The sequence below is a fragment of the Paenibacillus sp. J31R120 genome, from assembly GCF_056269225.1.
Window position 1 is genome coordinate 432,946 of record NZ_JBWDNN010000004.1, and the last position, 19,965, is coordinate 452,910.

The window sequence follows — 19,965 nt, forward strand, 5'->3', positions numbered from 1 at the left end:
AAAAGCGTCACCATTGCTCATTTTCGATTATTCTAGCACACTCTATACTGTTGGTGAACGGCCAACTCGAATGTGAAATGGATGGTGGATATGGGGAAGCTGAAAATCGGGGTCATTGGGCTTGGCGGAATTGCGAATTATCACATCTGGGGCATTGAGCAAAGTCCGGATGCCGAGTTGTGGGCCATTTGTGACGTCAATGAGATTGCGCTTGCGGAGCGGGGCGAGTCGCTGGGCATTCCGGCGGAAAGACGTTATGCGCGCCATGAGGATATGCTTCAGAACGGAGAGATTGACGCGGTCATGATCGGCACGCCGAACTTCAATCATTTTGCAGTGGCACGGGATGCGATTCGATTCGGAAAACCGTTTGCGCTGGAGAAGCCTATAGCGATGAACACGGGGGAAGCGCTTGTGCTGCGCGAAGAGCTGCGGAAGTCTCCGATTCCTCATATGGTGTGCTTCTCATACCGCTACAAGTCCGCTGCACGTTATGCAAAGCAGCTGATTGCCGAGGGCAAGCTTGGACGCATCCATCATATATATAGCCAATATTTGCAAGGGTGGGCCATTGATGAGAAGCTTCCGCTCGTATGGCGTTTTAGCAAGACGCTATCCGGCTCTGGCGCGCTTGGTGATCTGGGGTCGCATATTTTGGACCTGCATCGATTCCTGGTGGGTGAGACGGAGAAGGTCATCGCGCATGCTGACACGATTGTTCGGGAGCGTGAGCTGATCGGCGGCAATGGTACTGGCGAGGTAGATGTTGACGACTTCTGCCATGTGCTGGGCCGGATGGAGGGCGGAGTTTCGTCTTCCATGCAGATTTCTCGGTTTGCGTTTGGCCGCGGGAACTACCAGCGCATCGAGGTTTACGGCTCCAAAGGGTCGCTAGTGTACAACCTGGAGGAATCGGACTCGCTGCAGGTGAACGTTGCGGATGAAGAGGGCGGCTTCAGGGACGCGGCCGTGCCAGAGAGCTGCGCAGCGGAGCAAATGCAGTCCTTCTTCAACTTGCTGCAGGGCAAAGGAGACGGGCTGGATGCAACGATCGAGGATGGCTATATCAATCAGCTGACGCTGGACGCTATTATTGAATCGTTTGCGGAGGAGCGCTGGGTGTCGACAGTTGAGGGCGACGGTGTGGCCAAGCTGGAAGCGATGTAGGTAAGGCTGGGGCATTGCGGGAAGTGAAAACAAATTGCAGCAGGAATAGGAGATGGAGATATCATGACAATCCGTGTAACGGTATGGAACGAATATCGGCATGAGAGAGAAAATGAGCATGTAGCTAGCATCTATCCAGAGGGCATCCACAATGCCATCGGCAACTATTTGAAGACCAATGAGCCGGTTGAGGTTCGCACAGCGACGCTGGATGAGCCGGAGCATGGCTTGACCGATGAAGTGCTGGCGAATACAGATGTGTTGATTTGGTGGGGACATCTGGCGCATGGCGAAGTGCGCGACGACATTGTGGAGAAGGTGCGCGACCGCGTTGTGACGGATGGCATGGGGCTCATCGTACTTCACTCCGGCCATGGCTCTAAGCTGTTCGAGCGTCTGCTTGGCACGAAGACGGGTACGCTGAAATGGCGTGATGACGGTGAGCGAGAGAGAGTATGGGTTATCGAGCACGGTCACCCGATTGCGGAGGGCTTGGGAGATTACTTTGAAATTCCGAAGGAAGAAATGTATGGCGAGCGCTTTGAGATTCCGGCGCCGGACGAGCTTGTCTTCATCTCGTGGTTCGAGGGCGGCGAAGTGTTCCGCAGCGGCTGCTGCTACCGTCGCGGCAAGGGCAAGCTGTTCTACTTCCGTCCGGGCCATGAGACATTCCCGATCTACCATCAGCCGGAAGTGCTGAAGGTCATCGGCAACGCCGTTCGCTGGGCCGCGCCTATCGCAGGTGCCGCAACCCGTTCCGGACGGATGGAGCCGATCGAGCCAATTGGCAAAGAAAAGTAAGCAGTTTGATTTTGGTTTTTAGTTTGTACGGTTGGGGTATAAAGCGGGCCGGCTAAAGTTGAAGCAGCTGGCATACGCTGAACAATAGGTTCTGTTCTCTTTTGGTCCAGCATAAGAGACAGGGCCTATTTGCTTTGCAACGCAGCACGAGGGGCTACGCCCCGGCGGCGAGCTGGAGCGGGGCGCGCCGCGCGCTGCAAGCCGCAAAACTCGGCTTGCAGCATGCGAAAGGCCCGCGCAAGCGCGCTCCAAGCCGCAAAACTCGGCTTGCAGCCTGCGAAAGTGCCGCGCCGCGCGCTCTAAGCCGAGAAACTCGGCTTGCAGCCTGCGAAAGTCACGCAGCAGTAGCTGCGCCACGCACCCGAGGGTGCATTATATTCCGCAACGTGTGAAGGATGTACGTTTTCGCGCGCGGGCGACATCTTCATACTAGGAAGCAGATACGACGAAGAGAGCGAACAGGAGTGATTGAGGAATGAGCGAGCTGAAGCGAGCATTTTGGAAGGAAGCGGTTGTATACCAGATTTACCCAAGGAGCTTTATGGACTCCAATGGTGATGGAATCGGGGACTTGCAGGGTATCATCTCCAAGCTGAATTACTTGAAGGAGCTAGGCGTAGACGTCATCTGGCTAAGCCCCGTCTTCAAGTCTCCTAACGATGACAACGGCTACGACATTAGCGACTACAGCGATATTATGGACGAATTCGGCACGATGGCGGATTGGGAGGAGCTGCTGGAGGGCATCCACGGATGCGGCATGAAGCTGATGATGGATCTCGTCGTGAACCACTCCTCGGACGAGCATGCCTGGTTCATGGAGTCGCGGTCCTCCAAAGATAGTCCTTACCGCGACTACTATATGTGGCGGCCTGCAAGCCCGCAGGGCCAGGAGCCGAACAACTGGGTTTCGTTTTTCGGCGGCTCGGCATGGCAGTATGACGAGGCGACGGGCGAATATTTCCTGCATCTGTTCTCGAAGAAGCAGCCGGACCTGAACTGGGAGAATCCCGTTCTTCGCCGGGAAGTGTACGACATGATGACGTTCTGGCTCGACAAAGGAATCGACGGCTTCCGGATGGATGTCATCAACTGCATCTCGAAGACGCCGGACTTGCCAAGTGTCGGCGAGGATCGGTATGCATGGGGCGGCGAGCACTTTATGAACGGGCCGAACATCCATCCATACTTGCAGGAAATGAACCGCGAGGTGCTGTCGAGGTACAATATTATGACGGTTGGCGAGATGCCGGGCGCAACCGTTGAGCAGGCCAAGCTCTATACGGGCGAGTATCGCGGGGAGCTGAACATGGTGTTCCAATTCGAGCATATGGACGTAGATTCCGGGCCACATGGCAAATGGGACCTGAAGCCTTGGACGCTGAAAGGTCTGAGAGATATTTTGCACAAGTGGCAGGTGGGATTGGCCGAGGATGGCTGGAACAGCCTCTATCTGAACAATCATGATCAGCCGCGCATGGTCTCCCGGTTCGGAGACACAGGCGCGTATCATAAGCAATCCGCCAAGATGCTGGCCACGCTGCTGCATACGCTCAAAGGCACGCCGTACATTTATCAGGGCGAGGAGCTCGGCATGACCAACGTTCGCTTCCCGTCTATCGATGATTACCGTGACATCGAGACGCTCAACATGTACCGGGAGCATCGGCATGAGCATGGCATGACGGAAGAGGAGGTCATGGCCTCGATCTATGCGAAAGGAAGGGACAACGCGCGCACGCCGATGCAGTGGGACGATTCGCCGAATGGCGGCTTCACGACTGGCATTCCGTGGCTGGCGTCCAATCCTAATTATGGCCGGATCAATGCGAAGCAGGCGCTCATTGACCCGGACGCCATCTTCCACTATTACAAAAGGCTGATCCAGCTTCGCAAGCGACATGACATTATGGTATACGGCAGTTACGAGCTGATTCTGCCGGAGGATGAACGCATCTACGCTTACACACGAGAGCTGAACGGAGAGCGGTGGCTAGTCATCCTTAATTTCTTCAGAGAGCAGACTGAATTTATCCTCCCGGGCGAACTGGCTCATAGCGCCAGAGAGCTGATGATCGCCAATTATGACGATATTGACCCGGCCGCTGACATCAACCGATTCACGCTTCGTCCTTATGAAGCTCGTGTCTACTCGTTAACGAAATAAGCTCGTTTCTTACGATGGGGTGTTAAATCAACACCCCATCGTATTTTAATCCCCCTTGTGCAAGCCCTTGCGCTTTGCCCCAACAGCCCTTCCCGCAAGTCCCCCACTCAACCATTCGCTTAACCCCGCGCTCAAGAGTACATCGAACACTTCCGCATAATATCGAACACCAAACCCTTCAACTTAACGTCAGATGGTCATTTTTCCGTAAGAGAACTAGAGAATATACGACACGATAATGAGAACGTAAGCGGTTACTTCCGCGCGGCCCCGTGGGTGATAATAGACCTATGGATCACACACCAATCGTGAGGGGAGCAATAGAGAATGAAAAAGACAAGAAAAGCGGCAATCGCCGTTATGGCGCTTGTTCTCGTATTTGTAATGGCCGCGTGCTCAGGTGGCAACGGAGGCAATATCGGGTCTTCGGGCAATGGCGGTACAGGAACGGGGAACGGCGGAACTGACAAGCCCGCAGGCAAAAAAGTAACGATTGAATATTGGCACACGTACAGCGACGCCGAAGAGGTGGTACTGACCGATAAAATCAAGCCTGCCTTCGAGGAAGCGTATCCGAACATCGAGCTGAAGCTCACGCGCATGCCTTATGAAGGGCTGAAGCAGCAAGTCATTGCCGGTGTAGCCGGTGATGCCGCTCCAGACCTGATGCGCATGGATATCGTATGGGTGCCGGAGTTCGCAGCTCAGAACGCGCTGATGGAGGTTAGCAAGCTGGATGGCTTCGATGAGTTGAAAGCTAGCGTATTCGATGCGCCGATGGCGACGAACTATTTCAACAACGGCTACTACGGCGTACCGGTCAACACGAATACGAAGGTTGCGATTTACAACAAGGCTACTCTTGCTGAAGCGGGCTTGACAGAAGCTCCGAAAACGATAGATGAGCTGGTCGCTGCGGCAGAAACGCTGAAGGCAAAGGGCAAATACGGCATGGGCGTATCCGGCATTCATGCCTGGGGTCTCGCTCCGTGGTTCTGGAGCCTCGGCGGCTCCATCACGAACGACGATTACACCAAAGCTGACGGTTATCTGAACAGCGAGGCAAGCGTGAAGGCGCTGCAAACGATTATGGATTGGAACAACAAAGGTCTGGTGCTTCCAGTTATGCTGGGCGGCGAGCCAGGCACTTGGGATGGCATCATCAGCGGCGAATACTTGATGAGCGATGACGGCCCTTGGTTCTACAGCACGAAGATTGCAGAGAAGGAAGCGACGGGCTTCGATCCGCTGGAGGGGACGGTTAGAGCGCTTATGCCTGCGGGAGACGGCGGCAGCCGTTCGGTCATCGGCGGCGAGAATCTGGTCATGTTCGCGAATTCGAAGCATCCGGAGGAAGCATGGACGTTCGCGAAGTGGATGCTGACAGAAGAGCCGCAAAAAATTATGGCGGAGACAGGTCTGATTCCTTCCAACAAAACGGCAGCCGATGCGATGAAGTCGATGGATATCCCATTCGTCGATACGTTCGTGGAGCAGCTGGAGACGGCATTGCCACGCACACCGATCCCGCAATGGGGCGAAGTGGAAGCGATCTTCAACCTGGCGTTCGAGAAAGCGATTCGAGGTGAGCAAGAGCCGAAGCCTGCGCTGGATGAAGCGGTGAAGCAGATCGAAGCGATTTTGAAATAAGCAACATCAACGGGAAGGGTAACTTTGCGGGGCGGCTGCTTCGGCGAAGCCGCCCTTTCCTCCTTGCAACAACCAGACATGATTTCAACCAGTGAAAGGAGGGCTTCCGCCTATGCCCGATTCCGCATTAACACCGGATACGAAGCAACTGCCTATGATGCGCAAACGCAAGTTCAAGCTGGGCCTGAAGCAATGGATGACCGTGCTGCCTTTTGTCGCGATCGGCTTTATCGGCATCGCCGTATTCGTCATTTATCCTATGATCCGCAACATTATGATCAGCTTTCAGGATTACAGCATTATGCCGAATGCGGCGAATCCGTGGGTCGGCTTCGATAACTACACACGGGTGTTCCAGGACCCGAACGACCGCTTCCTGATCGCGCTGCGCAACACATTCCTGAACGTGGCAGCGACGGTGCCGGTCAACTGGTTTTTGGCGGTGTTCTTTGCCGTCATGATCAACGCCCGATTCGTCAAATTCAAACTTGCTTTCCGCACCATCTACTACTTGCCGATCGTCACCTCATGGATTATCATCGCGCTGCTGTTCAAATATTTGTTCGCGGACGGTGACGGAGGCTTTATCAATTTCATTCTTCACAAGCAATTGGGCCTGATCGCCGAGCCGATCTCCTGGCGCAACAACTATTGGTCCGCTATGGTCATGATTTGGCTGTTCCATATTTGGAAGACAGTCGGCTGGGGCGTCGTGATCTATCTTGCCGCACTGCAAGGGATACCGAAGGATCTGTATGAGGCAGCTGAGATCGACGGGGCGAATGCAGGCCAGAAGTTTTGGAAGATTACGATACCGCTGCTCAAGCCGATTACCTTATTCATCGTAATCAATTTAATTAACGGTGCATTCGGCTTCTTCCCGCAAGTGTACTTTATTACGCAAGGCGGGCCGATGAACCAGACGCATGTTATTCCGAGCTTGATCTATATCGAAGCGTTCCAGAATTTGAAGTTTGGCCCGGCGTCGGCTATGGGCGTCATGATGGGTGTGCTCGTCTTTATATTAACGTATACGCAGATGAAAAAAATCGGAAGACAGAGAATGTTCTAAGGAGGATCGCCTATGCAAACATCACTTATCAACAAGATCGTCGTCTACGCGATCATCATAACGGGCGCTCTTCTCTTTGTCTTCCCGTTCATCTATATGATTCTGACGACCTTCTTTCAGGGCACCAATACACTGCCTAAGCCGGAACAAGTTTTTTCGGTCAAAATCAACTTCGCCAACTACGTGACTGTATGGAACAAAAACAACTTTGTGAACTACTTCATGAACAGTGTTATCGTCACTTCGGTTGCGATGGTAGGCTCGCTGTTTCTCGGGGCGCTGACCGCATACGGTTTTGCGAGATTCACATTTCCTGGCAAGGAGCTGGTCTTCCGGATCTTCCTGTTGACCATGTTCATCCCGGGTGTCATCAACATTATTCCGCAGTTTGTCATTATTAAGGATATGGGGCTCGTCAATACGTACAGCGGCTTATGGCTTGTCTATATAGCAGGCGGCGTCATTGGGAACGTCTTCTTCCTGCGCGGATTCTTCGAGAGCATACCGAAGGAGCTGGAGGAATCCGTTCTGATCGACGGCGGGGGCAACTGGCGCATCTTCTGGAACATCTACCTGCCCCAATCGCTGCCTGCGCTTGGCACGCTGGCGATCTTCATCTTCCAGGGCACATGGGAGGAATACTTCCTGGCGCTGACCTTGATCAAGAGCGAAGCTATGCGCACGCTGCCAATTGCCATACTTATGTTCAATGACAAATATTCGACCAACTATGGCCAAGTATTCGCGGCTTCGATGATTGCGTTATTGCCGGTTATTTTGCTGTACATCATATTCCAGAAAAAATTTGTTCAGTCCGGCTACAACGAGGGCGGCGTGAAGGGCTAAAAGCCATCGGCTGGTCAAACGGCAGAATGCAGATTGCGCTCAGCCATCGGGCTGATCAAGCGCCAGAGTGCAGATTGCATTCAGAGGTCAAGTCCTAGCCAAGGTCGTCAGGCGCTGCGCATGGAGCGGCTTGGCGATAAGGGACATACCGAACGATAACGAATCCCAATACAAGGAGACTACGATGCCAGGATATGTTTTTCGCAAAAAAACAGCAGCGGTATGCGCCAGCGTACTCGTCATTACTGGATTGCTGGCTGGCTGCCTGGGCGGCAAGCAAGCAGTCGTCGATCCGCAGAAAGCTGGTGATGCCGGTCTGCTGGCGTATGTCACGACAGACAAGGCGAGATATAACCCCGGAGACCCGGTTCATTACACGCTGACCATGAAGCCATCGGAGGAGGGCGGCGATCTGATCGTTCGCTACAAGCATCTCGACCGGACCATGGGCGAGTCGACGATCAAGTGGGACGGATCGGCGGCGGAGGTGCAATGGGAGTGGAAGCCTTCCTCCGATGATTATAAGGGGTATATGGCGGAAATTTTTTTGAAGCAGGGCAAAGAGATCGTTGACCATACGAACATTGCAGTGGATGTCTCGTCCGATTGGGGCAAATTCCCGCGTTACGGCTACTTGGCCGACTTTATGGCGATGGACGCGGGCGAGCAGGAGAAAACGGTCGATCGGCTGAACCGTTTCCGTATTAATGGCATTCAGTTCTACGATTGGCAGTGGAAGCACCATATACCGATGAAGCTGGATAACGGCCAGCCGGCGAGCGAGTGGCCGGAGATTGCGGGCCGGCTAGTCTCGTACGATACGGTGAAGGGCTATATCGACCTCGCGCATAGCAAAAATATGAAGGCGATGAACTACAATCTGCTTTTCGGCGCGTTCGAGGACGCGGAGAAGGATGGCGTGAAGCGGGAATGGGGCTTGTTCCGAGATCCGCTGCTTGCCACTCAGGACCGCCATCCGCTGCCGGACAGCTGGGTCAGCGACATTATGCTGATGAACCCGGCGAATGAGCTATGGCAGAACTATCTGTTCCAGGCGGAGCAGGAAGTGTTCAAGCATCTGCCTTTCGATGGCTGGCATGTCGATCAGCTTGGCGACCGGGGCATCCTGTATGACGGCAATGCCGATAAGGTCAATCTGCCGGAGACTTATGTTCCGTTCATGAATGCGGCGAAGAAAGCCGTTGATGTCGATTATGTAATGAATGCTGTCGGACAGTTCGGACAGAGCTACATTGCCAAGACGCCTGTGAAGTTTCTGTATACGGAGGTATGGGACGCGCATCCGCAATACCGCAATCTGAAGGAGATCGTGGACCAAAATCTGAAGTTCAGTGCGGGGGAGCTGAATACGGTATTTGCAGCCTATATGAACTATGATCATGCGGACTCCCGAGGGGAATTCAATACGCCGGGCGTGCTGCTGACCGACGCCGTTATCTTCGCCTCCGGCGGCTCCCATCTGGAGCTGGGCGAGAACATGCTGGCGAAGGAATATTTCCCGAACCGCAATCTGTCCATTCCGGCGGAGCTGGAAGAGGCGCTGGTGTCGTATTACGACTTCATGACCGCATATCAGAATCTGCTGCGTGACGGAACGGTCGACAAGAAGCTGGACGTTGCGGCGGCAGAGGGAGCAGAGCTGTCGGCGATGCCGGAGCGAGGCAAGGTATGGAGCTTCGCGAAGGAGGCGCAGGACAAGACGATCCTGCATCTGATCAATTTCAACGATGCGACCGTGATGGAATGGCAGGACAATAAGGCTTCGCAAGCGGAGCCGAAGGAGATTGCCGATCTGAAGCTGACCGTGAAGGCGGACGGCAAAGTGAAGAAAGCGTGGCTGGCTTCACCTGATTATTACAACGGATCGGCCCTGCCGCTGGAGTTCACCGAGAAGAACGGGGCTGTGGAGCTTGCACTGCCGCATCTGAAATACTGGAATATGGTTGTGCTGGAATACTAATGAAGCGCAAGACGCCCGGAGGGGGCGTCTTTGCGTCGTTGTCCGGAGAACTTGAGATATCGCATGTCTAATCGTATTCAGAATGTACTACAATGAGGGAACAAGCCGTTAGGGAGGAGGGGCAGTATGCGGGAATTATTGCGTATGAGGATGCGAATGTCTTTTACAACGAAAATGATTGCAGCTTTTGTGCTCGTTATTCTCATTCCGACGCTATTCACAAGCGTCTCCTTTTACGTCGTATCCAATTCCACGGTCAAGCAGAACGTCCGCGAGGCGTCCGTCCAGATTGCGAAGCAAGGCGCGGATTCCCTGTCCTTCATCTTCAACGCGGGCAGTGATGTCTCGGACATGATCTATATCGACTCCCGCGTGCAGCATGTGCTTGTGAATAACCCGACAAGTGAAGAGGACCTGCTGTTATGGCGCGAGAACGAAAAGTATATGGAGAGCTTCCTGAACAATATTGTCTATTCCAGCTCGTTCGTCGGCATTGTGTATGTGTTGAAGGACCCGGCGACAGGCTGGGGAAGCGGCACATTCTCCAAGGTGAAGCTCGCGCGTTATGACGTGGAGGCCCAGTCATGGGCGAAGGAAGCCAGAGCGCTGGACGGCGGGCTCGTCTGGCATGAGATTCGGGCGGATCAGCTTAGCAGCGGCGGTGACAATACCGAGATGGTGCTGCCGATCGGGCGGGCGATTCATAGCGATGCGAATGAGGAGACACTCGGCTACATTGTGGTTAATCTGAACGGCCGCAAGGTCATCGACAAGATTGAGGAGATGAAGCTGGGCCAGACGGGAAGCTTCCTTGTGGTGGATGAGGGAGGCCGCATTATGGTCGCCTCCGACACGTCGCAGATTGGCGGGGTGGTGGAGAACGGGGAGTTGCTTGCGCATATTCGCGATCCGTATATCGAGTTTGAATTCCAGAACGGGGACGTGCCTTATTACGGCGTTAAGCAGACGCTGAGCAACGGCTGGTTGCTTGTTGGCACCGTGCCTGTACATGAAATAACGGACCGGCTGAGCGCGCTGCATCGTACCATTCTATTGTCCTTCGGCGTATTCACCTTGCTCGGCATCGGCATGGGACTTGTCATTGCCAGCCGTGTTACGCGGCCTGTCCAGAAGCTGACCCGGGGTATGAGGCTCGTACAGAAAGGCGATCTGACGGTGCGGACGGATGTGGACACGAATGACGAATTCGGCCTGATGAGTCATCAGTTCAACAAAATGATCAGCGACATCAACCTCTTGATGGAACAAGTGTCGGAGGAACAGAAGCTGAAGCAGGAGGCGGAGCTGCGGGCGGCGGTGCACCGGATTAATCCGCATTTCCTGTTCAATACGCTCGGCACGATCAGATGGCTGATTAAGTATGGACAATCCGACAAGGCTTATGAAGGCATCTCCGCCTTGACCCGGCTGCTGGAGGCGAACATGGGGCGGAAGGGCAACTTCGTTACAATCGCTGAAGAACTGGACATTATCGAAAAGTATCTGGTTATTCTGGAGATGCGCTATAACCGCAGATTCGCGCTGACGATCCACAAGGATAATGCAGCAGCAGAGCTGCTTGTGCCGAGAATGCTCATTCAGCCGCTCGTAGAGAATGCGATCTTCCACGGTATTGTGCCGAAGGACAGCGACGGCGAGATTGTTATAACGGTAAGGCGGGAAGGAAGCGCAACGATCATCGAGGTGGAGGATGACGGCATTGGTCTGCTGCCGGGCAAAGAGAAGATGCTGGAGTCGGTTGAAAAAGCCGTAAGGGACGGACAATCCGGCATTGGTCTGCAGCATGTGTACGAGTGTACGCGGCTTTATTTTGACAGGGGCTCAGGGGTGGAAATCCAAGCCCGTGAACAAGGCGGCACGCTAGCGAAAGTCGTGCTGCATCCGAAGAGAACATCGCGGCAGGAAGGGTGAGGCTTAATGTGGCAAGCGATGATTGTGGATGATGAACCGATTATTCGATACGGCATCAAAGCATCCGTGGATTGGGAGCGCGAAGGCGTCGAGATCGCGGCGGACTGCGCGAACGGAGCCGAAGCGCTGCAGCTGATGGAGACTCGCCGGATCGACCTTTTGATCACGGATATCAAGATGCCGGTGCTCGACGGGCTGGCCCTGACGCAGCAGGCGCTGTCGCTGAACCCCGGCATGAAGGTGATTCTGGTAAGCAGCCATAATGACTTTGAATATGTGCGCGAGGGACTGAAGCTGGGCGTAGCGGATTATATTCTGAAGCATACGCTGGAGCCGGAGGAGCTGGTGCAGGTCGTCCGCAGATGTATCGGCATGCTGCAGAGAGAAGGCGGGGGAGACGGCGGAATGAGTCTGTCCGGCAGAGAGGAGCGGGTGAAGCTTCGCAAAAGCTATGAGAGCGACCTTAAGCAGCACTTGCTGCAGCGAAGCGGGAGCCTGCCTGTGGGAGCTTACCCGGAGTGGCTTAATGAGGAATATGCCGGTCTCCTTATTCATCCCAACCGTGTCTACTATATTGAAGAGCAGCAAGGTTATTTGTACAAATCCGTATTAATGGAGCAATTGACCGAAGTGTTGTACGGAGCCGAGCCGGAAGGGCTGGCGGTTCAGTCGGGGGAGCATGAGCTGTTTTATCTCATGCCGGCGCCTGACGCTGCGTCAGCAGAGCGTGCTGCTGAGCTGCGGGAAAGGCTGCTGCGGCTTCGAGATAAGCTGGAGAGCGAAGGCGGCGCCGGCCTCACAATCGGTTATGCCGAGGGCTGGGGAGCCGGAGATATCCGCTCCGTCTTCCTCGGCAGCAAGGAAGCCTCCGACAGAGGGTTCTTCGAAGGGAGCGGCATCTATTCGAGCGAGTCCGCAAGTTCCCGCGACAGGGAAGGCATGCGGCTGCCCGCCATGTATCAGGAGGCGGAGGGGCTGGTTGACGAGAAGCTTCAGACTCTCGTGGCGGAGTGGAAGGAAGATTGGTCGCAGGGCGGTTGTCCTCCGCTTGCGCTCAAGGAAGAAGCGAGCCGTGTCCTCTCTATTATGTTCAAGCATCAAGTTGATCCGTATGCGCTCGTAGAATCATTCGATCGGTTGTTCAAGACGGAGACGCTGGCGGAATTATGCGACACACTCCTTCTTGTCGCGGGTGAGCTGCGCAAAACCCGCTCAGACTTCGACGCTCCAGGCTTCAGCCACCCCATCGACAAGGCGCTGGAGTACATTCGGACCCACTACCTGGAGACGATGACGCTGCAGCAAGTGGCGGATATTGTTCACGTGAGCAAAAACTATTTTTCCATCCTGTTCAAGAAGGTTACAGGCCATAATTTCATCGATTACGTCATTACGCTGCGTATCCAGAGGGCGAAGGAGCTGCTGGCCGGCTCGGAGCTGAAGGTCTATGAAGTTGCCGAGCTATCGGGCTTCAATGACGTGAAATATTTCAGTAAGCTGTTCAAGAAGATGACGGGACAATCGCCGGTTGATTACCGGGAACAGAAGCTGCATAAGGCAGAGGGTTGCTGCGAGAGGGGAGGAGGGGGAGAGTGACGCTTCGGATGATGCGGTCGTTGGCGCTTATGGCGGTGCTTGCCGTATTGCTGTCTGGCTGTCTGGGCAATTCGATTATCGACGATCCCGGTACGGTCAAGAAGCTGGGCGACGAGCCTCAGAAAACGATTGTCATCTGGCATACGTACAGCGATGAGGAGACGATATTGTTCGAGAAGGAAGTGATTCCGGCATTCGAAGCGGAGCATCCGGGTATCGTCATTGAGTCTGTTAGGCAGACGCATAACCAGGAGTATCATTCCGCCCTGCAAGCCCGGGCTTCAGCGGGGAAGACGCCGGATATTATCCGGATGGATTATACCTGGATTCCGGTATTCGCGCAGCGGGAATTGCTATATCCGATCGAGTCTTTTCCGGGTTATGCGGAGGTGTCCGACCAATTGCAGGGCCGCATGATGGATACGAACCGTTACGCCGGCCATGTATACGGGCTTCCGCTTAACATGACCACGAAGGCTGCGCTGTACAATGTTCAATTGCTAGAGAAGCTGGACATCTCCGAGCCTCCGACTTCCTTCGCTGAGACGGTGAAGCTGGCCCGTGAGCACGGTTATTCGCTCGGGATGTCAGATATTGATCTATGGAACAGCCTGCCTTATTTCTTTGCACTTGGGGGCAATCTGGCTGACCCTTCGTTCTCGCGGACGGAAGGGTATCTGAATAGCCCGGCCAGCATAAGCGCGATGAAGGAGCTGCTCCAGCTGCACAAGGAGGGAATTATTAATCCTTGGCTGTTGAAAGGGAATGCTGACTTATGGCGGGAGGTCTATGCGCCTGGCCGTTTTCTGATGATAGACGAAGGTCCATGGTATTACAGCATCCTCCTTAATATCGCCAATACGGAGGTCGATTTGCTGCAGCGTACGAAGCCGGTGCCGTTCCCAAGCGATGGAGAATACCGTTCCATCATGGGCGGAGAGAGCTTGGTCATGACGAAGGGGGCGCGCAACAAGGAAGAGGCTTGGACCTTCATGAGCTGGATGGCGAACAAGGAAACGCAGCTGAAGCTGATGGATGCGGGGCTGATTCCGGCCAATACGGAAGCTTTTGAAGCGGGACGCCATTCGGATAACCCTGTAATCCGCTATTTGGCACCGTATATGGAAGGGATCGAAGATGCCTTCTACCGCCCGCCAATCCCGCAGTGGAATGAGATCGAGAAGCTGTACAATGCGGCTATGGAGGATATGTTCATGCGGGGCAAGGATGTCGAAGAGACGTTAGATGATACTGCGCGGAAGATGGACGCGTTGCTTGGCTCATCGTAAGAGCCAAAGGTATGGTGAAAAAGCGGTTAATGGGGAGCTAAGCCTCCGGTTAACCGCTTTTTATTGTGTGTGTTTGTGCAACGTTATCGGCTCGCTAGGAATGAAGCACACTAGGCCGACTGGCGCATCGGGGGAGTTAGAGGAAACTGGCAGAGTAATAAACGCTTATTTGCGAGAGAAGTTTGATTGGAGGGGAATAGTGATGTGAGGAACGCGAAACGGGGTGTTTGAGGAGTTTAGCGGTGCCAGAAACGCATAAATGTGCGAGACGGGTACGCTGCTCGACTATTTGAACCGGCGATATACGATACCCGTCAAGATTTGGGTGCCGCATGAGCTGAAGCTCCGCCACTCCACGGGAGATCATTCTTAACTCGCATAAGATCGCGTCCGATCCCGCCTCTTGCCAATTGCAAGGGACGGGACTTTTTTGCGTTTCCTTGGCTCCAAATCTTATTCAGAAAGGGGTTCTGCTTTATATGGCTGCCGTCTTTCTTCATAATCCCGTACAAGCTCGAATACACTTTCCTTAACAGGCGGCTTGTCTGACGGTCAGATAGGGGGACAAGTCTGAATATTGAGGGAAAGAGGGATGCGATAATGAGCATAGAGCAATCGGATACGGCAATATTGGGACTGGGGACGGCGGTGCCGCCCTATCGAATGGATCAAGAGGATACGTCTCGCAGGCTGACGGAGGCGCTGACAGGTGCCGGACATTCGGATTCCAGCCGGTGGGCGAAGCGAATATTCCGACAATGTGGCGTCGAGAGCCGCTATACCTGCGAGCCGAATCTGCTTGAGCCCGCATCAAGCTGCAGGTACTTTCCGAGTGCGGACGGGCAAGCGGAAGTGCCTTCGACAAGCGGGCGCATGGCAGTGTACAAGCGGTCATCTGTTCCGCTTGCGGCAGAGGCGGCATTGAAGGCGCTGGCGGATAGCGGGACACATCCAGAGGACATTACGCATTTAATTACCGTGAGCTGTACGGGACAGTTTCTGCCGGGACTCGACGCCGCGTTAATGGGAGAGCTTGGGCTCCGTCCGACCGTTGCGCGGATACCGCTTACGTTCCTCGGCTGCGCGGCGGGCTTGAAGGCGGTCTGTTTGTCCAAAGGGCTTGTTGAGAATCAGAGCGGTGCGAAGGCGCTGGTCGTATGCGTGGAGCTATGCACGCTTCATATCCAGCCCTCTAGCGATCGGGAGGCGCTATATGGAGCATCCTTCTTCGGGGACGGCGCTTCCGCTTGCGTAGTGGGGAGACCGGAGGTACATCACCGGGACGTATTCCTGCTGGGAGACGAGAGATCAGTATTGCTGCCCGGCAGCGCGGGGGAGATGATCTGGGAGGTGGGCAACCATGGGTTCGACCTGTACCTGTCGCCATCGATCCCCCGGCTGATCGGTGAGCATGTTCCGGCCGAAGTTGACCGACTGCTGGATGGTGTGCCAAAGCCGGAACTGTGGGCTATCCATCCCGGCGGCAGAGGCATTGTCGATACCTTGCAGGAGACGTTTGCGCTGAGCGATGGCCAGACCTCCGCCAGCCGAACGATACTGCGGAATTACGGCAATATGTCCTCGGCTACGATTCTGTTTGTGCTGAGCGAGATGAAGCGAACGCTCCGCGAAGAGAAGGCCGGCTACAAGGCGGGCGTGGCGCTTGCCTTCGGCCCCGGCGTCACCGCCGAGATGATCCGCATCGCTTATTCGCCAACTCCGCAAGCTCGCAAGGCGGGAGGTTCGTTAGAAGGCGTTCCAGAGGCTGATGCTTATGCTTAAAGCTCTTCAGAATCGGGAATTGAAGCCCGAATACATGGACGATAGGACACAGGGCGGACCGGAGCTGCAAGAAGCGCTGGTTCATCTGCGCCGGCTGAACCGCCTGTTCGGCGCAGCTTCCCCGACCCTATACGGCGTGAAGCGATTGTGGAAGGCGGCGGGTTCACCCAAGGAGCTGTCGATTCTGGATATCGGGGCCGGCTCGGGAGATGTGAACAGGAAGCTTCTCCAATGGGCGCTGGAGGAGGGGGTACGCCTTAATGTGACGCTTGTCGATACGACCGAGGAAGCAGTGAAGGAGGCAAGCCTGTACTTTTGGAACGAGTCGCGGGTGCGTGTATGCCAAGGCGATCTGTTCGAGCTGGAGGCCGATTCGGCGGATGTGGTGACGGGCACTCAATTTCTGCATCATTTCACCGGACATGAGCTGGAACGGGCGGTCAGGCAGATGATGCGGGCATCGCGCATTGGCGTTGTTATTAATGATATCCATCGTCATCCCGTATCGTGGCTGTCCGTATGGCTGACGACCCGGCTTATTTCACGCAATCCTTATATCCGGCATGACGGACCCCTCTCCGTTGCCAAAGGCTTCCGGGGAGAAGACTGGGGGAGGCTGCGAAAGGCGTTATCGCTTGGTCCATCGGCATTCAAATATGTCTGGCGGCCGTTGTTCCGGTATTCGGTCATGATTAGAAAGGATGGCGGCAAGCATCATGGGAGGTGGTGACCCATGACAACGATCTATGATGTCGCGGTGCTCGGCGCCGGGGTGGCAGGCAGCGCGGCAGCGAAGTCGCTTGCTTCGAAGGGGTGGAACACTGTCCTGCTGGACCGGCAGCGATTCCCTCGGCATAAGGTATGCGGAGAATTTTTGTCGCCGGAATCCCAGGAGACGCTTGCCCGGCTTGGATTGCTGGAGGCCGTACAAGGGTTGTCGCCTAGTCTGATTACCCGTACGAGCTTGTATCTGGAGAATGGAGGCGTCATTCGGCTTCCGCTGCCGGGTGCAGCACTTGGCATAAGCCGCTATAGGCTGGATGCCTCCTTTCATCAGGAGGCTGAGGCGGCGGGCGCAAGGATTCGGGAAGGCGCAACCGTCCTGTCGGCGGGGCTGCAGGATGGGCACTATTCGCTGACGTTGCGAAGCGGAGGCCAGACAGAAGTGCTGCGGGCGCGTGCGGTTATCGCGGCTTGGGGCGGGGCAGGACAGGCAAGCGAGCGGCCGGACGGGAGCCAGCCGTCTCGTTCACGCAAGGGCAATCTGACCAGCCGTGACAGGGGCTCAGGCCTTTCGGCCCAAGTATCCGGCCTCGTCGGTGTAAAAATGCATTACCGGATGGCAGATCCCACTCCGCTAAGCGTACAGGAGAATAGCGCAGTAGAACTGTATTTCTTCCAGGGAGGGTACGCAGGGATTAACGGGGTGGAGGATGGAAAGGTGAATATCGCGGCCTTGCTTGATCGAGACGACATTCCCTCGAAGCACCGCTCCGTATCCGCGATGCTGGAGGAGGCGGCCCGCCGCCATCCGTCTCTACGTGAAAGGATTGAGGCGCTAATTCCGCTGCCTGATACAGCCGCCGCCGTATCGCCTGTTCGAATCAGCATGCGTCCAGTGGCATGGAGCGGCATTCCGCTAATCGGCGATGCCATCTGCCGCATTCCGCCGCTGTGCGGGGACGGCATGTCGATGGCGCTGCGCTCCGCTGAGCTTTGCTCGGATTATGCAGACCGATATTTGCGCGGTGAACTTTCGCTAGACGGCTGGGAACGTGAATATAAGGAGGCCATTATGCGGGAATTCAGCAGGCCGCTGCGCTGGGGACGGTTCGCAGAATTTCTGCTCAGCTCCGCTTTTCTGTCCCGTGCGCTGCCTGCGCTTGCAAGGCTGGCCCCGCGGGCGGCGAGAGGCATGATTCAAGCTACGAGATTGCGTGTCCGTTAGCGTTGCGATCATTTTTTGTGAATGGGTGGTTTACAACCGGCGGGGCGATCTGGTAGAGTATCACAAATGCAATGACGAGAAGAGTAAGCCTCCATGTCCCTGTACAGAGAGCTCCGCCAGCTGCGAAGGAGTCATCGGACATACGGCCGAACCAAGCCTCCGAGCGGCACATTGGAACGGGTGCGACCAGCCCCGGGATGGTGTGACGGGTGCTCCCGTTACAGGGCTAGAGTATAAGCATGTTTCATGCCGTACTTGAAGAGGCCGGCTTGGCGACAGGCTGGCGAATATGGGGTGGCACCGCGATGATCAATCTCGCCCCCAAGACCAAAAGTCTTGGGGGTGGGATTTTTTTGTTGTTGATCATCATGAGGTGAAGGGAGCCACATCTATGAAGAGGAATGTTTGGTTGGAAAAGTGGAAGTATCCGTTCATTCTATTATTCGGCATCGGCATATCCAATGTCGGGGAATGGATCTATTTTATCGCGCTGAATCTGATTGTGTATGATATGACGCAGTCCGCGTTGGCGGTGTCCGTGCTCTATTTGATTCGTCCATTAGCTACGCTGGCCAGTAGTTTGTGGGCGGGCAGTCTCATAGACCGGACGAACAAGCGCAGCCTGATGGTCCTGTTGGATGTGCTAAGAGCAGGTCTTATCGTTTTATTGCCTCTCTACTCGTCCATCTGGTATATATACGTTTTGGTATTCTTTATCCAAATGGCAGGTTCCGTATTTGGACCGGCCTCCGGCACGTATATTACGATGCTGATTCCGCCAGACCAAAGACCGCGCTTCAACTCGCTGAATGCGCTGATCGGCTCCGGCGCCTTCCTGATCGGTCCGGCTATTGCCGGACTGCTGTTTCTTGCAGGCTCTCCGGTTATGGCGATCTATATCAACGCCGCCGCCATGTTCTTGTCCGGGCTGATTACGCTGCTCATGCCGAATTTGGAGAAGGGCGTATTTGCCCAAGAGGATAGCAGCAAGCTGGAATGGTCCGTGATTAAGGCGGACTGGGGAACGGTGCTGAGATTCTATCGTTCGCATGTATACATTACGGCTGTATGCCTGCTGTTCGGCGCTATTATGATGGTCATGGCTTCGGCCGTCGATTCGCTGGAGGCGGTATTTGCCCTGACGGTGCTGGGTCTGTCGGAGAGCAGCTACGGCATGCTGGTAAGCGTCTCCGGAGCGGGCATTATCGCAGGCGCTTTGGTCAATACGTTGGTGGCAGGAAGAGTGCCGACAGCGGCATTAATTGGACTCGGCGTGCTTGGCGTAAGCGGAGGATATTTGCTGTATGCGACCTCCTCTGCTTTTGGAATGGCGGCAGCCGGATTTTTTATTCTTGCGTTTTTTATCGCCTTCGCCAATGCGGGATTTGCGACATTCTATCAAAATAACATTCCGGTGGGGATGATGGGCCGATTCGGCAGTATGAACGGCTTTATCGAAGCCATTCTCATTATGCTGACGTCGATTGTACTCGGATTATGGGCGGAGTGGGGATCGCTTCAAGAGGCTGTCATCGCCGGTGTCATCGTTATGGCTTTATTGAGTCTTGTCTTAGGGGGGCTGCTTTGGCGCAAAGTCATTATTGTACAAAAAGTATCCGGAACAGGCATTTCCGTGCAACAAGGCGCAGCCTATACTACAATAGAGACAAGACGCGAGTCGGGACCTGAGCAATAGACTGTTGCAGGATAGGCCTGGCGCTTGCGCGGGAATTG

At 54.9% G+C, this 19,965-nt stretch carries 15 protein-coding genes; all 15 read left to right on the forward strand.

Features of this window, described 5'->3' with window-relative positions; all coding sequences use genetic code 11:
- The first annotated feature begins 90 nt into the window (after positions 1–90).
- The gene (locus AC0YNW_RS17475) at positions 91–1,167 is read left to right on the forward strand and encodes a Gfo/Idh/MocA family protein (RefSeq protein WP_475833015.1); all 1,077 of its coding nucleotides are present in this window, start codon (positions 91–93) and stop codon (positions 1,165–1,167) included.
- 60 nt (positions 1,168–1,227) lie between these two features.
- Complete coding sequence (locus tag AC0YNW_RS17480) at positions 1,228–1,968, forward strand: ThuA domain-containing protein (RefSeq protein WP_475833171.1); 741 nt, start codon at positions 1,228–1,230, stop codon at positions 1,966–1,968.
- Positions 1,969–2,102: 134 nt separating this feature from the next.
- Entirely contained in the window at positions 2,103–2,360 is a 258-nt protein-coding gene (locus AC0YNW_RS17485; protein WP_475833016.1) for a hypothetical protein, read from the forward strand.
- Positions 2,361–2,452: 92 nt separating this feature from the next.
- The gene (locus tag AC0YNW_RS17490; RefSeq protein WP_475833172.1) at positions 2,453–4,135 is read left to right on the forward strand and encodes a glycoside hydrolase family 13 protein; all 1,683 of its coding nucleotides are present in this window, start codon (positions 2,453–2,455) and stop codon (positions 4,133–4,135) included.
- A gap of 327 nt (positions 4,136–4,462) precedes the next feature.
- A complete protein-coding gene (locus AC0YNW_RS17495; RefSeq protein ID WP_475833017.1) occupies positions 4,463–5,785 on the forward strand; it encodes an extracellular solute-binding protein in 1,323 nt (440 codons plus the stop codon).
- A 112-nt stretch (positions 5,786–5,897) separates the two neighbouring features.
- Complete coding sequence (locus tag AC0YNW_RS17500; RefSeq protein WP_475833018.1) at positions 5,898–6,857, forward strand: carbohydrate ABC transporter permease; 960 nt, start codon at positions 5,898–5,900, stop codon at positions 6,855–6,857.
- 12 nt (positions 6,858–6,869) lie between these two features.
- A complete protein-coding gene (locus tag AC0YNW_RS17505) occupies positions 6,870–7,703 on the forward strand; it encodes a carbohydrate ABC transporter permease (RefSeq protein ID WP_387471293.1) in 834 nt (277 codons plus the stop codon).
- Positions 7,704–7,887: 184 nt separating this feature from the next.
- The gene (locus AC0YNW_RS17510) at positions 7,888–9,684 is read left to right on the forward strand and encodes a glycoside hydrolase family 66 protein (RefSeq protein ID WP_475833019.1); all 1,797 of its coding nucleotides are present in this window, start codon (positions 7,888–7,890) and stop codon (positions 9,682–9,684) included.
- A gap of 126 nt (positions 9,685–9,810) precedes the next feature.
- Positions 9,811–11,616 carry a cache domain-containing sensor histidine kinase gene (locus tag AC0YNW_RS17515; RefSeq protein ID WP_475833020.1) on the forward strand — a complete coding sequence of 602 codons (1,806 nt, stop codon included), beginning with the start codon at positions 9,811–9,813 and terminating at the stop codon, positions 11,614–11,616.
- A gap of 6 nt (positions 11,617–11,622) precedes the next feature.
- Positions 11,623–13,212, forward strand: coding sequence for a response regulator transcription factor (locus tag AC0YNW_RS17520; RefSeq protein WP_475833021.1), 1,590 nt, complete (start codon positions 11,623–11,625; stop codon positions 13,210–13,212).
- Positions 13,209–14,501, forward strand: coding sequence for an extracellular solute-binding protein (locus AC0YNW_RS17525; protein WP_475833022.1), 1,293 nt, complete (start codon positions 13,209–13,211; stop codon positions 14,499–14,501). Before AC0YNW_RS17520 ends, AC0YNW_RS17525 begins: the two co-directional genes overlap by 4 nt.
- A gap of 600 nt (positions 14,502–15,101) precedes the next feature.
- Entirely contained in the window at positions 15,102–16,283 is a 1,182-nt protein-coding gene (locus AC0YNW_RS17530) for a type III polyketide synthase (protein WP_475833023.1), read from the forward strand.
- Complete coding sequence (locus tag AC0YNW_RS17535) at positions 16,276–17,013, forward strand: methyltransferase domain-containing protein (RefSeq protein WP_475833024.1); 738 nt, start codon at positions 16,276–16,278, stop codon at positions 17,011–17,013. The genes AC0YNW_RS17530 and AC0YNW_RS17535 overlap by 8 nt, the downstream gene beginning before the upstream one ends.
- A gap of 3 nt (positions 17,014–17,016) precedes the next feature.
- A complete protein-coding gene (locus AC0YNW_RS17540) occupies positions 17,017–18,231 on the forward strand; it encodes an NAD(P)/FAD-dependent oxidoreductase (RefSeq protein ID WP_475833025.1) in 1,215 nt (404 codons plus the stop codon).
- A 391-nt stretch (positions 18,232–18,622) separates the two neighbouring features.
- Complete coding sequence (locus tag AC0YNW_RS17545) at positions 18,623–19,927, forward strand: MFS transporter (RefSeq protein ID WP_475833026.1); 1,305 nt, start codon at positions 18,623–18,625, stop codon at positions 19,925–19,927.
- Positions 19,928–19,965 lie beyond the last annotated feature (38 nt).